This is a genomic window from Citrobacter amalonaticus (assembly GCF_002918555.1).
GTDB lineage: Bacteria > Pseudomonadota > Gammaproteobacteria > Enterobacterales > Enterobacteriaceae > Citrobacter_C > Citrobacter_C amalonaticus_A.
In genome coordinates, this window is sequence record NZ_PQMB01000002.1 from 853,367 (window position 1) to 866,899 (window position 13,533).

At 54.1% G+C, this 13,533-nt stretch carries 11 protein-coding genes; 9 read left to right on the plus strand and 2 right to left on the minus strand.

Annotated elements, in window-relative coordinates:
• The first annotated feature begins 7 nt into the window (after positions 1–7).
• The 5 genes from kdpD (at position 8) to potE (ending at position 7,645) form a co-directional block, all read left to right on the plus strand.
• The gene (gene kdpD, locus C3432_RS09600) at positions 8–2,692 is read left to right on the plus strand and encodes a two-component system sensor histidine kinase KdpD (RefSeq protein ID WP_103776383.1); all 2,685 of its coding nucleotides are present in this window, start codon (positions 8–10) and stop codon (positions 2,690–2,692) included.
• Positions 2,689–3,366: a two-component system response regulator KdpE gene (gene kdpE, locus C3432_RS09605; RefSeq protein WP_103776384.1), complete on the plus strand. Its 678-nt coding sequence runs from the start codon at positions 2,689–2,691 to the stop codon at positions 3,364–3,366. The genes kdpD and kdpE overlap by 4 nt, the downstream gene beginning before the upstream one ends.
• 278 nt (positions 3,367–3,644) lie before the next feature.
• The gene (speFL, locus tag C3432_RS27440; RefSeq protein ID WP_114149115.1) at positions 3,645–3,749 is read left to right on the plus strand and encodes a leader peptide SpeFL; all 105 of its coding nucleotides are present in this window, start codon (positions 3,645–3,647) and stop codon (positions 3,747–3,749) included.
• Between the two features lie 381 nt (positions 3,750–4,130).
• Complete coding sequence (gene speF / locus C3432_RS09615) at positions 4,131–6,329, plus strand: ornithine decarboxylase SpeF (protein ID WP_103776386.1); 2,199 nt, start codon at positions 4,131–4,133, stop codon at positions 6,327–6,329.
• Positions 6,326–7,645 carry a putrescine-ornithine antiporter gene (gene potE / locus C3432_RS09620; RefSeq protein ID WP_103776387.1) on the plus strand — a complete coding sequence of 440 codons (1,320 nt, stop codon included), beginning with the start codon at positions 6,326–6,328 and terminating at the stop codon, positions 7,643–7,645. The genes speF and potE overlap by 4 nt, the downstream gene beginning before the upstream one ends.
• Before the next feature lie 768 nt (positions 7,646–8,413).
• On the opposite strand, the gene pgm is transcribed toward potE, so the two are convergent.
• The gene (pgm, locus tag C3432_RS09635; protein ID WP_103776388.1) at positions 8,414–10,054 is read right to left on the minus strand and encodes a phosphoglucomutase (alpha-D-glucose-1,6-bisphosphate-dependent); all 1,641 of its coding nucleotides are present in this window, start codon (positions 10,052–10,054) and stop codon (positions 8,414–8,416) included.
• 24 nt (positions 10,055–10,078) lie between these two features.
• On the minus strand, positions 10,079–10,624 hold the full coding sequence (seqA, locus tag C3432_RS09640; RefSeq protein WP_103776389.1) for a replication initiation negative regulator SeqA: 546 nt from the start codon (positions 10,622–10,624) through the stop codon (positions 10,079–10,081).
• 196 nt (positions 10,625–10,820) lie between these two features.
• On the opposite strand from seqA, the gene ybfF reads away from it, so the two are divergent.
• From ybfF to fur, 4 genes are all read left to right on the plus strand, one after another.
• A complete protein-coding gene (gene ybfF, locus C3432_RS09645) occupies positions 10,821–11,591 on the plus strand; it encodes an esterase (protein WP_103776390.1) in 771 nt (256 codons plus the stop codon).
• Between the two features lie 132 nt (positions 11,592–11,723).
• The gene (gene ybfE / locus C3432_RS09650) at positions 11,724–12,011 is read left to right on the plus strand and encodes a LexA regulated protein (protein WP_103776391.1); all 288 of its coding nucleotides are present in this window, start codon (positions 11,724–11,726) and stop codon (positions 12,009–12,011) included.
• Positions 12,012–12,166: 155 nt separating this feature from the next.
• Positions 12,167–12,697, plus strand: coding sequence for a flavodoxin FldA (gene fldA / locus C3432_RS09655; protein ID WP_103776392.1), 531 nt, complete (start codon positions 12,167–12,169; stop codon positions 12,695–12,697).
• 282 nt (positions 12,698–12,979) lie between these two features.
• Positions 12,980–13,426: a ferric iron uptake transcriptional regulator gene (gene fur / locus C3432_RS09665; protein WP_007373881.1), complete on the plus strand. Its 447-nt coding sequence runs from the start codon at positions 12,980–12,982 to the stop codon at positions 13,424–13,426.
• Positions 13,427–13,533 lie beyond the last annotated feature (107 nt).

The following is a 13,533-nucleotide window of genomic DNA, read 5'->3' on the forward strand; positions in this document are numbered from 1 at the left end:
AAAGGACATGAATAACGAACCCTTACGCCCCGACCCGGATCGCCTGCTGGAGCAGACCGCTGCTCCGCACCGGGGAAAACTGAAAATCTTCTTCGGCGCCTGTGCGGGCGTCGGGAAAACCTGGGCCATGCTGGCAGAGGCGCAGCGGCTGCGGGCGCAGGGGCTTGATGTGTTAATCGGCGTGGTGGAAACCCATGGACGCAAAGAAACCGCCGCGCTGCTGGACGGTCTTACCCTGCTCCCGCTGAAGCGACAAGCCCGCCACGGTCGCCATATCAGCGAGTTTGATCTCGACGCGGCGCTGGCCCGCCGTCCGGCGCTGATTTTAATGGACGAACTGGCGCACAGTAATGCGCCAGGCTCGCGTCATCCCAAGCGCTGGCAGGATATTGAAGAGTTGCTGGAAGCGGGTATCGACGTTTTTACCACCGTCAACGTTCAGCATCTGGAAAGTCTTAATGACGTGGTCAGCGGCGTCACCGGTATTCAGGTTCGTGAGACGGTACCGGATCCTTTTTTTGATGCCGCTGACGAAGTGGTACTGGTCGATCTGCCGCCTGACGATCTGCGAGCGCGTCTGAAAGAAGGCAAGGTATACATCGCCGGTCAGGCCGAACGCGCAATTGAACATTTCTTTCGCAAAGGAAATCTGATCGCCCTGCGCGAGCTGGCGCTGCGGCGTACCGCCGACCGGGTGGATGACCAGATGCGCGCCTGGCGGGGGCGTCCTGGTGAAGAGAAAGTGTGGCACACTCGCGACGCCCTGCTGTTGTGCATTGGGTACAACACCGGGAGCGAAAAGCTGGTCCGGGCCGCTGCGCGCCTGGCTTCCCGGCTCGGCAGCGTCTGGCACGCGGTATACGTCGAAACGCCAGCGCTGCACCGCCTGCCGGAAAAACAGCGTCGGGCCATCTTAAGCGCCCTGCGTCTGGCTCAGGAACTGGGCGCGGAAACCTCCACCCTCTCCGATCCTGCGGCAGAAAAAGCGGTCGTCCGTTACGCCCGGGAACATAACCTGGGCAAAATTGTGCTGGGCCGTCCGACGACGCGGCGCTGGTGGCGCAGCGACTCGTTTGCCGATCGCCTGGCAAAACTGGCGCCGGACCTCGATCAGGTGGTCGTGGCGCTGGATGAGCCTCCTGCCCGCCCGCTCAACCACGCGTCGGACACCCGGGCGTTTAAGGATAAGTGGCGGGTACAGATCCAGGGCTGCGTGGCTGCCGTCATCTTGTGCGCGTTGACCACCTTCATTGCGATGCAGTGGATGGTCGCCTTTGATGCCGCCAACCTGGTGATGCTCTATCTACTGGGGGTGGTCATTATCGCCCTGTTTTATGGTCGCTGGCCTTCGGTCGTCGCAACCTTTATTAACGTCGCCAGCTTTGACCTCTTCTTTATTGCCCCGCGCGGTACGCTTGCCGTTTCCGATGTGCAATATCTGTTGACTTTCGCCGTGATGCTGACGGTTGGACTGGTGATCGGTAATTTGACTGCCGGTGTGCGTTATCAGGCCCGGGTTGCCCGCTATCGCGAACAGCGCACTCGTCACCTGTATGAAATGTCCAAAGCGCTGGCGCCAGGACGAAGCAAGCAGGATATCGCCGCCACCAGCGAGCAGTTCATCGCATCCACTTTCCAGGCTCGCAGTCAGATCTTATTACCCGATGAAAAGGGTAAGTTAGCGCCGCTGACGCACCAACAGGGCATGACCCCCTGGGATGATGCAATTGCCCAATGGAGTTTTGATAAGGGACAGCCAGCGGGCGCCGGTACCGATACCCTTCCCGGCGTGCCGTACCAGATTTTGCCGCTGAAAAGTGCCGACAAAACGTACGGATTGGTGGTGGTAGAGCCAGGAAACCTCCGCCAGCTGATGATCCCGGAGCAGCAGCGCTTGCTGGAAACCTTTACTCTGCTGGTCGCCAGCGCACTGGAGCGTCTGACGCTCACCGCCAGTGAAGAACAGGCCCGGCTGACCAGTGAGCGCGAAAGTATTCGTAACGCCCTGCTCGCCGCCCTCTCCCACGATTTACGTACCCCGCTGACGGTGCTGTTTGGTCAGGCGGAGATCCTGACGCTGGATCTGGCCAGCGAAGGATCGCCGCACGCACGCCAGGCCAGCGAAATTCGCCAGCACGTGCTCAACACCACCCGGCTGGTGAATAATCTGTTAGATATGGCGCGAATTCAGTCTGGCGGCTTTAATTTAAAGAAAGAGTGGCTGACGCTGGAAGAGATCGTCGGCAGCGCGCTACAGATGCTGGAGCCGGGGTTATCCCATCCGATAAATCTGGCGCTCCCGGAGCCATTAACGCTGGTACATGTTGACGGCCCGCTGTTTGAACGGGTACTGATTAACCTGCTGGAAAACGCCGTGAAGTATGCGGGTTTGCAGGCCGAAATCGGCATTGAGGCTCACGTCGAAGACAAACATCTCCAGCTCGATGTATGGGACAATGGTCCCGGTATTCCTGACGGGCAGGAGAAGAGTATCTTCGACAAATTCGCCAGAGGAAATAAAGAGTCAGCGGTTCCGGGGGTCGGACTGGGGCTGGCCATTTGTCAGGCGATTGTTGAGGTGCACGGAGGAACAATCTCCGCCCATAATCGTCCGCAGGGAGGCGCCTGTTTTCGTGTTACACTCCCGCAGGAAGCCGTCCCCGAACTTGATGATTTTCATGAGGATATGTGACCAACGTTCTGATTGTTGAAGATGAACAGGCTATTCGTCGCTTTCTGCGCAGCGCGCTGGAAGGCGACGGGCTGCGCGTATATGAAGCAGAGACCCTGAGCCGCGGCCTGCTTGAAGCCGCAACGCGAAAACCGGACCTCATCATCCTTGATCTTGGCCTGCCGGACGGCGACGGCATCGATTTCATTCGCGACCTGCGGCAATGGAGCGCAATCCCGGTGATTGTACTTTCTGCACGTAGCGAGGAGAGCGATAAAATCGCCGCACTGGATGCGGGCGCGGACGACTATCTGAGCAAACCTTTTGGTATTGGCGAGCTACAGGCGCGCTTACGCGTGGCATTGCGTCGCCATGCCAGCGGCCCTTCGCCTGAACCTGTCGTACAGTTTTCCAGCGTAAAGGTGGATTTCGCCGCGCACCTTGTCTGGCGGGGTGAAGAAGAGATTCATCTGACGCCGATCGAATTCCGTCTGTTGGGCGTGTTGCTCAATAATGCAGGCAAAGTCCTCACCCAGCGCCAGCTGTTGAACCAGGTCTGGGGACCAAACGCCGTTGAGCACAGCCACTATTTGCGTATTTATATGGGTCATCTGCGACAGAAACTGGAGCAGGATCCGGCCCGCCCCCGCCATTTCATTACCGAAACCGGAATTGGCTATCGCTTTATGCCATGAATGGTTATTCATTTTTTCTGATTAATTCTCAATTCTTGAAATTATTATTTATGCCGCTGTGAGAGCTTTATTTCACGGAATGAGTCAAATACCACCAAAATAATAAAAAACAAAAATATAACATATAATAAACATACTTATATCTTATCGCACGATATGCATAAATGGCGACTAATTATTTTAGAAATGATCTTTTTTTATTGATCCTCTTCACAGAACAAAGCCATTTCCTGGATAAAATACCCCCACCTTCTACTTATCCAGGAAAGGTAACCAAAATGGAAAATAATAGCCGTACTATGCCTCACATAAGGCGGACAACACATATTATGATGTTTGCCCACCGTAACAGCTTCGACTTTCATTTCTTTAATGCCCGTTAGTCTTCCGACTATGGGCACTCCAGCATACAGGTCTTCCTGACTCTCTGTATCGCAGGCCATACCCAATGGATTTCGCGTTGTATCAAGGCGGCGACGCAGTGAATCTCCGGGAGCGTACATCAGTACGTGACTGGGGTAAGCGAGGAAAGCCAACACAGATGCAGCCCGAAAGACGACGGGTATAACGCCTGTATCCCGCGGTGCTCACTCTGCAAATACCTGACATACCTGTGACCGGACAGGCATGGTTTTTTGCATCTTAAAAAAAGCAATTTACTGATTTATTTATCAGCGGTATGACTTTGCTTTTTTTCCGGAGTTATCAATTTCTCATTTGAGAAATTGAGGACCTGCTATTACCTGAAAATAAAGAGATGAAAAATGTCTGAATTAAAAATTGCCGTAAGTCGTCACTGCCCTGACTGTTTTTCCAGCCACCGCAGCATTGTGAATATTAATGAAAGTAATTTTATTGATGTTGCTGCAGTGGTGTTATCCATCAATGATATTGAACGTGGAAAACTCGATGAAATTGACGCAACGGGCTACGGTATTCCCGTATTTATCGCTACCGAAAATGAAGAGCGCGTTCCGGCAGAGTACCTGCCGCGGATCTCGGGCGTATTCGAATATAATGAAGCCCGTACCGCCTTCTATGGTCGCCAGTTAGAAAGTGCCGCCAGCCATTATGAAACGCAGCTACGCCCGCCGTTTTTCCGCGCCCTGGTCGATTACGTCAACCAGGGCAACAGCGCATTTGATTGCCCCGGACATCAGGGAGGCGAGTTTTTCCGCCGTCATCCCGCAGGCAATCAGTTTGTTGAATACTTCGGCGAAATGCTTTTCCGCTCCGATTTGTGCAATGCCGACGTGGCAATGGGCGACCTGCTGATTCACGAAGGCGCGCCCTGCATCGCCCAACAGCACGCCGCCAAAGTCTTCAACGCGGATAAAACCTACTTTGTACTGAACGGAACGTCCTCATCGAACAAAGTGGTGCTTAACGCGCTGCTAACGCCGGGCGATCTGGTACTTTTCGACCGCAACAACCACAAGTCAAACCACCACGGCGCTTTATTGCAGGCCGGGGCAACGCCGGTGTATCTGGAAACCGCACGCAACCCGTACGGCTTTATCGGTGGCATCGACGCACACTGCTTTGAAGAAAGCTATTTGCGTGAGCAGGTAAACGACGTCGCACCACAGCGCAAAAACGATGCCCGTCCGTTCCGTCTGGCCGTTATTCAGTTAGGCACCTACGACGGCACCATTTATAACGCGCGTCAGGTGGTGGATAAGATTGGTCATCTGTGCGATTACATCCTGTTTGACTCCGCGTGGGTCGGCTATGAGCAATTTATTCCAATGATGGCCGATTGCTCTCCGCTGCTGCTGGAGCTGAACGAAAACGACCCCGGTATTCTGGTGACCCAGTCTGTTCACAAACAGCAGGCAGGTTTCTCCCAGACCTCGCAGATCCACAAAAAAGACAGCCATATCAAAGGCCAGTCCCGGTATGTGCCACATAAACGTCTGAATAACGCCTTCATGATGCACGCCTCCACCAGCCCGTTCTATCCGCTGTTTGCCGCGCTGGACATCAACGCCAAAATGCACGAAGGCGTCAGCGGCCGCAACATGTGGATGGACTGCGTCGCCAACGGGGTTGATACCCGCAAACTGATTCTGGAAAACTGCCATCACATTAGCCCGTTCGTGCCGGAGATGGTGGAGGGTAAACCGTGGCAGGCTTATCCCACCGCCGAAATCGCCAGCGACCTGCGCTTCTTCCACTTTGTCCCCGGTGAACACTGGCATGCCTTTGAAGGCTACGCCGAACACCAGTACTTTGTGGATCCGTGCAAATTGCTGCTCACCACTCCGGGTATTAATGCACGTAACGGTGAATACGATACCTTCGGCGTTCCGGCTACCATTCTCGCAAACTTCCTGCGTGAAAACGGTGTGGTACCGGAAAAATGCGACCTTAACTCCATCCTGTTCCTGCTGACCCCAGCAGAAGATATGGCGAAGCTGCAGCAGCTTGTCGCCCTGCTGGTGCGTTTCGAAAAACTGCTGGAAGCCGATGCCCCGCTGGCGGAGGTTCTGCCATCAATCTACAAACAGCACGAAGCCCGTTACGCCGGTTACACCCTGCGCCAGCTGTGCCAGGAGATGCACGATCTGTATGCACGCCATAACGTGAAGCAACTCCAGAAAGAGATGTTCCGTAAGGATCATTTCCCGCGCGTCAGCATGAATCCCCAGGATGCCAACTATGCCTTCCTGCGTGGTGAAGTGGAACTGGTGCGGCTGCCGGACGCCGAAGGCCGCATCGCGGCGGAAGGTGCGCTTCCTTATCCTCCGGGCGTGCTGTGTGTGGTTCCAGGTGAAATCTGGGGGGGCGCAGTATTACGCTACTTCAGTGCGCTGGAAGAAGGGATCAATTTGCTGCCTGGCTTTGCGCCCGAATTACAGGGCGTATACATCGAAGAACACGACGGTCGTAAACAGGTGTGGTGCTACGTGATTAAGCAACAAAGCGCGCAACACGCTCTGTTGAAAGGGGAAATGTTATGAGCAAAGCCAAATCCAACAAAATGGGCGTCGTCCAGCTCACCATCCTGACCATGGTTAATATGATGGGATCCGGAATCATCATGTTGCCCACTAAACTTGCAGAAGTTGGCACCATTTCAATCATATCGTGGCTGGTGACTGCGGTTGGTTCAATGGCGCTGGCCTGGGCCTTCGCAAAATGCGGCATGTTCAGCCGTAAATCCGGCGGCATGGGCGGCTACGCTGAGTATGCCTTCGGCAAATCCGGTAACTTTATGGCGAACTACACTTATGGCGTTTCGCTGTTAATCGCCAACGTGGCTATCGCCATCTCCGCCGTCGGGTACGGCACCGAGCTGTTTGGTGCCGCACTGACGCCGGTGCAAATTGGCCTGGCAACTATCGGCGTGCTGTGGATCTGTACCGTTGCTAACTTTGGCGGTGCGCGCATTACCGGGCAGATCAGTAGCGTCACCGTCTGGGGCGTCATTATTCCGGTGGTCGGTCTGTGCATCATCGGCTGGTTCTGGTTCAGCCCGACGCTGTATGCCAACTCCTGGAACCCGCATCATGTACCGTTCTTCACGGCCGTTGGCTCTTCCATTGCGATGACCCTGTGGGCCTTCCTCGGTCTGGAATCCGCCTGTGCCAACGCTGAAGTCGTGGAAAACCCGGAACGCAACGTGCCCATCGCCGTCTTAGGCGGTACGCTGGGCGCGGCGGTAATTTACATCATCTCCACCAACGTGATTGCAGGGATTGTGCCGAATATGGATCTGGCTAATTCTACGGCACCGTTCGGTTTAGCCTTCGCGCAAATGTTCACCCCCGAAGTCGGGAAAGTGATCATGGCGCTGATGGTGATGTCCTGCTGCGGCTCACTGCTGGGCTGGCAGTTCACTATCGCCCAGGTCTTCAAATCTTCAGCAGATGAAGGTTACTTCCCGAAAATCTTCTCCCGCGTGACGAAAGTAGACGCGCCGGTGCAGGGGATGCTGGCTATCGTGGTTATTCAGAGCGGACTATCGCTGATGACCATTAGCCCGTCGCTGAACAGTCAGTTCAACGTGCTGGTCAACCTTGCGGTGGTGACTAACATCATTCCGTATATTCTGTCGATGGCCGCGCTGGTCATCATTCAGAAGATCGCGAATGTCCCGTCATCAAAAGCAAAACCGGCAAACTTCGTGGCGTTCATTGGCGCAATGTACAGCTTCTATGCGCTCTACTCCTCAGGTGAAGAAGCGATGCTGTATGGCTCCATCGTGACTTTCCTCGGCTGGACGCTGTATGGCCTGGTATCGCCACGCTTTGAGCTGAAGGGTAAACACAGCTGATCCAAAAGGGAGTCGTGGACAGCTGATGCTGGTCACTTAAGGATTGATTAGCCGCAAAGCCCCTGTGTGACGAAGATTCAATATGCCGGATTCGGTTAATTATTCCGTTCACGTCATGTTCTGCGCCTTTCTGACATTCCTGCTCCTGTGAACGGGTTAAGGGTGCTATCGCCGCACCCTTAACAATCCCGGCTCCCGGCGGGAAAATTGTCGCTTCGCGATACCCTCCGTTTATTCCTCCAGGCTACCGGGTCGGGCGCGATGTAGCGTCCCTGCAAAACGCGCCCTGAACCCGCATCCATGCGGGTTCTCCCGGCCTTACAGAAACACGTCGGCAATTTTCAGCCGGACTGTTCCACACCTGACCCTTTGTGCGGTCTGTATTTTTATTAAAGCGAAACGGATTTAACTGAAAGTCAGCGTGCTGAAGCGATGCTCCTAGTCCGGCATGAAAATCGATGAGACGTTGGCGGATGACCGGGTCCGCCCGCAGGGATGCGGGCGGAGGGGACGGCCTGCATGGACGCAGGCTCGTCCCCGACCCGAAGGAAGACGACATAAGGCGAATGGACCACGAAGTGGCGATTTTCCCTGCCGGGAGCCTGGGTTGCAAGGGAGGCGGCGGCGAGCCTCCCTTGCCCGTTCACGGGTATGACGGTTCCAGAGAAACAATGAACATACGGTGAACGGAACCCTTTGCCATTGTTAAAAGTTCTCCGTTATCTCTTAAACGGTTGGTATCAGCCGTTACCGGCTCCTGACCACACATCAGGCGTTTTTCAGCACTTCGCTGACAATTTCAACCGCTTCTTTCTCAATCTGCTTACGGTGTTCCTCACCCAGGAAGCTTTCGCAATAGATTTTGTATGCATCTTCAGTACCTGAAGGACGCGCGGCAAACCAGCCGTTCTCGGTCATCACCTTCAGACCGCCAATCGACGCGCCGTTACCCGGTGCCGCCGTCAGACGCGCGGTGATCGGATCGCCTGCAAGCGTGCTGGCACTGACCATTTCCGGAGACAGTTTCGACAACGCCGCTTTCTGCGCAGAGGTTGCCCCCGCCTGCAGACGGTTGTAGCTCGGCGCACCAAAGCGAGCGGCCAGCTCATTGTAGTGCTCTTGCGGGTTCTTACCGGTTACCGCCGTAATTTCCGCCGCCAGCAGACACATGATGATCCCGTCTTTGTCGGTAGACCATGGCGTGCCGTCAAAACGCAGGAAGGATGCGCCCGCGCTCTCTTCGCCACCGAAACCAAAGCTACCGTCGAACAGACCGTCCACAAACCACTTAAAGCCCACCGGCACTTCCACCAGTTTACGTCCCAGATCGTTCACCACGCGGTCAATCATGGCAGAAGAAACCAGCGTTTTACCCACCGCAACATCCTTACCCCACTGCGGGCGATGCTGGAACAGGTAGTTGATCGCCACCGCCAGATAGTGGTTCGGGTTCATCAAGCCGGCTGGCGTCACAATGCCGTGGCGGTCATAGTCCGGGTCGTTGGCAAACGCCAGATCGAACTTGTCACGCAGCGCCAACAGTCCCGCCATCGCGCACTCGGAGGAGCAGTCCATACGGATCGCGCCGTCTTTATCCAGATGCATAAAGCGGAAGGTCTGATCGACGTGATCGTTCACGATGGTCAGATCCAGCTTGTAGTGTTCCGCAACGCGTTTCCAGTATTCGATACCGGAACCACCCAGCGGATCAACGCCCAGTTTCAGACCAGCTTTCTGAATCGCCGCCATATCAACGATATCCGCCAGCCCCTCAACGAACGGCTGCACCAGATCCTGCTCTTTAATATGGCCCGATGCCAGCGCCGCATCCAGAGAAATACGCTTCACGCCCTTCAGGTCGTCAGCCAGCAGCGCATTGGCCCTGTCTTCCACCACCTTAGTGACATTAGTATCAGCCGGCCCCCCGTTTGGCGGGTTGTATTTAATACCGCCGTCTTCCGGCGGGTTGTGAGACGGCGTGATCACGATACCGTCGGCCTGCGGGCCACCTTTTTTATTGTGGACCAGGATGGCGTTTGACACCGCAGGCGTCGGCGTAAAGCCATTGTTTTCCTGAACAATGACGTCGACGCCGTTCGCCGCCAGCACTTCCAGCACGGAAATGAACGCCGGTTCGGACAGGGCGTGAGTATCTTTACCCACAAAGCAAGGGCCAGTGATGCCGTTTTTCGCGCGTTCTTCCGCAATTGCCTGAGCGATGGCGAGAATGTGCGGCTCATTAAAACTATGACGACCTGCACTGCCGCGATGTCCGGAGGTGCCGAACTTCACCGCGTGCTCCGCATTACCGGCTGTAGGTTTCAGTACATAGTATTGCGCCGTTAATTGGGCGACGTTAATCAAATCACTCTGTTGTGCAGGTTGACCTGCACGGTTGTGGATTGCCATTGCCTGGTCCTTCTGATGCAAGGATTAAATTGTTCCGCAAACCTTTTCAATCAATTCCGCCGGGAATTGCATTGACTGCATGATGTGTTCAATCATGCTGCATTTACGGCCGGTGTTGGTGTTGGTAATCACCCAGTACGGCGTGCCGGGCACGTGTTTGGGCTTGGTTTGATTACCATTTTTCAGCAGCGTTTGCTCATCAGCCGCAAAATAGACGCGCGTACGGCCGTGCAGCGATTCGGTTGCTTCAGCAAACGCCTGTTGATCCAGTGAATAGAGTGTAGACAGCACCAGCATAAAGCGATTGACCGCTTTTTTCTGTTCTGCGTACTCATCGGAAAGCAGTAGTTCACGCATGGCGCGGACTTTATCTTTGACAAGAGTGACCGGCTTCGCTTCCGCGATAGCAGGCTGCGCGACGCGAACCTCTTTCGCTGCCGAAGTGGCGGGCTGTGCTGCGGCGGAAAACTTCAACATGCGCCGTAAAATGTCGGATGCGCTCTCGCCGATATGCTTGGTGTGGCTGGCAATATAGCTATAGAGTTCATCATCAACTTCAATCGTTTTCATCTTAATCCAGTGCGGTGTTTAGCTGAATACAAGTCGTTGGGATGGTCTACCGGTAGTGTAAAGGCAAATCCCAACAGCGGATAGCGTTAAGCCTGGCTTGCAGAAAAACTCGGAGTAAACCGTGCTTGTTGCAGCCGTGTGGCAGAATGGTCAACATAATACCCTAACCCGACAGAGCGAAAAAAAGAACTTTGCCATGAAATTGAATATCCGAGCGCAATCTGCACAAAACCTGCACAATAATTCTCCCATTGTCCTTGTCCATGGTCTGTTTGGCAGTCTGGACAATCTCGGTGTGCTGGCACGCGACCTGGCGATCGACCATAACATTATCCAGGTCGATATGCGTAATCACGGTCTTTCTCCTCGCGATCCCGTGATGAACTATCCGGCGATGGCACAGGATCTGCTGGATACCCTCAATGCAGAGCAAATCGAAAAAGCAACCTTTATTGGTCACTCCATGGGCGGGAAAGCAGTTATGGCGCTCACCGCGCTGGCTCCTGAGCGCATCGACCAGCTGGTGGCGATCGACATCGCACCGGTTGATTATCACGTGCGTCGCCATGATGAGATTTTTGCCGCTATCAACGCGGTGACCACGTCCGACGCAAAAACGCGCCAGCAGGCGGCAGGCATTATGCGCGAGCATCTGCAAGAAGAAGGGGTGATCCAGTTTCTGCTGAAGTCGTATGTTGACGGTGAATGGCGCTTTAACGTCCCCGTACTGTGGGAGCAGTATCCTCATATCGTGGGCTGGGAAACCCTCCCGGCCTGGGAGCATCCGGCGCTGTTTATCCCCGGCGGCAATTCCCCCTACGTCACCGAAGCGTATCGCAGTGAGCTGCTGGCGCAGTTCCCGCAGGCCCGCGCACATGTGATTGCCGGGGCCGGTCATTGGGTACATGCCGAAAAGCCGGATGCCGTGCTGCGTGCCATCCGTCGTTACCTCAACGATAAAGGCTAACTGATTAAAAACTCAGCGTCCGCGCACGATTGCGTCCGCGGGCGTTGGCGTGCCTGCCTTGCTGATGTATGATGGCGCGCTATCCATCCGGGCAGACGCCTGGCTGATTGTTTCCCCGAAGTCACCAAAACCATGGCCAAAGAACAAACGGACCGTACGACATTAGATCTGTTCGCGCACGAGCGTCGCCCGGGACGACCCAAAACCAATCCGCTTTCGCGTGATGAACAGCTGCGCATCAATAAGCGCAATCAGCTAAAACGCGATAAAGTTCGTGGTCTTAAGCGTGTCGAACTGAAGCTCAACGCGGAGGCGGTGGACGCACTGAACGAACTGGCCGAATCGCGCAATATGAACCGCAGCGAACTCATTGAAGAGATACTGATGTCTCAACTGGCCGCGCTGCGCGGCAAGGCTTAGTCTGAATTTCTGCGCTAACACACAATTCATGTAGCACTGAGTGCACTCGGGCATGTTTGCTGTTTCCGCATGCCTGACTGTTCTGCTATGATTGCCCTTATCCGTGGGCAATTCGCCACCACCATTTCAATAAGTTTCAAGAGGTTATTTTACTCATGGCAATCACTGGCATCTTTTTTGGCAGCGACACCGGCAATACCGAAAATATCGCAAAAATGATTCAAAAACAGCTTGGTAAAGACGTTGCCGATGTGCATGACATTGCAAAAAGCAGCAAAGAAGACCTGGAAGGGTACGATATTCTGCTGCTGGGCATCCCGACCTGGTACTACGGTGAAGCGCAGTGTGACTGGGATGACTTCTTCCCTACCCTCGAAGAGATTGATTTCAATGGCAAACTGGTTGCGCTGTTTGGCTGCGGCGACCAGGAAGATTATGCTGAATATTTCTGCGATGCGTTAGGCACCATCCGCGACATTATTGAACCGCGCGGCGCGACCATCGTCGGCCACTGGCCGACCGCGGGTTACCATTTTGAAGCGTCCAAAGGTCTGGCTGATGACGACCACTTTGTGGGTCTGGCTATTGATGAAGACCGCCAGCCGGAGCTGACCGCCGAACGCGTAGAGAAATGGGTTAAGCAGATTTCTGAAGAACTGCATCTCGACGAAATCCTCAACGCCTGATTTTATGCGGCATAGATTTCTATCTATGCCGCATCAATAGATAAAACCAATCAAAATAATTGCTACAAATTTGTAACTTTCTTGCCCATCCCTGTACAATGTGCGGAAGTTATTAGGTGGCGCTCTCATTTCCAGGCGATACCTCGTTTTTATTAACATTTGCCAGAGGCTTGCAGTTTTCATTTAGGTGTGGCAGTCCTATAATGAAACGCATTATCCCGAGTGCAATTTCTGTCACTTCTTTGTTTGAAGTGAATCGTTTAGCAACAGGACAGATTCCGCATGACTGACAACAATACCGCATTAAAGAAGGCTGGCCTGAAAGTAACGCTTCCTCGTTTAAAAATTCTGGAAGTTCTTCAGGAACCGGATAACCATCACGTCAGTGCGGAAGATTTATACAAACGACTGATTGACATGGGTGAAGAGATTGGTCTGGCGACCGTGTATCGCGTGCTGAACCAGTTTGATGACGCCGGTATCGTAACCCGCCACAATTTTGAAGGCGGCAAATCCGTTTTTGAACTGACCCAACAGCATCACCACGATCATCTGATCTGCCTTGATTGCGGTAAAGTGATTGAATTCAGTGATGATTCCATCGAAGCGCGTCAGCGTGAGATTGCGGCGAAACATGGTATCCGTTTAACAAACCATAGCCTTTATCTCTACGGTCACTGCGCTGAAGGCGACTGCCGCGAAGACGAGCACGCTCACGACGCGAAGTGATACGCCACATTGAAAGAGCCAACCATCGGTTGGCTTTTTTTATACCCAATGGATTACAACGTGAAAGACGACAAGGATATGCGTCGAATTCCCTCCATTTGCTTTCC

Bases quoted from the DNA above. Each gene is read 5' to 3' on its own strand.
- kdpD (WP_103776383.1), top strand. From the start codon at position 8: ATGAATAACGAACCCTTACGCCCCGACCCGGATCGCCTGCTGGAGCAG.
- speFL (WP_114149115.1), top strand. From the start codon at position 3,645: ATGGAAAATAATAGCCGTACTATGCCTCACATAAGGCGGACAACACAT.
- speF (WP_103776386.1), top strand. From the start codon at position 4,131: ATGTCTGAATTAAAAATTGCCGTAAGTCGTCACTGCCCTGACTGTTTT.
- potE (WP_103776387.1), top strand. From the start codon at position 6,326: ATGAGCAAAGCCAAATCCAACAAAATGGGCGTCGTCCAGCTCACCATC.
- pgm (WP_103776388.1), bottom strand. From the start codon at position 10,054: ATGGCAATCCACAACCGTGCAGGTCAACCTGCACAACAGAGTGATTTG.
- seqA (WP_103776389.1), bottom strand. From the start codon at position 10,624: ATGAAAACGATTGAAGTTGATGATGAACTCTATAGCTATATTGCCAGC.
- ybfF (WP_103776390.1), top strand. From the start codon at position 10,821: ATGAAATTGAATATCCGAGCGCAATCTGCACAAAACCTGCACAATAAT.
- ybfE (WP_103776391.1), top strand. From the start codon at position 11,724: ATGGCCAAAGAACAAACGGACCGTACGACATTAGATCTGTTCGCGCAC.
- fldA (WP_103776392.1), top strand. From the start codon at position 12,167: ATGGCAATCACTGGCATCTTTTTTGGCAGCGACACCGGCAATACCGAA.
- fur (WP_007373881.1), top strand. From the start codon at position 12,980: ATGACTGACAACAATACCGCATTAAAGAAGGCTGGCCTGAAAGTAACG.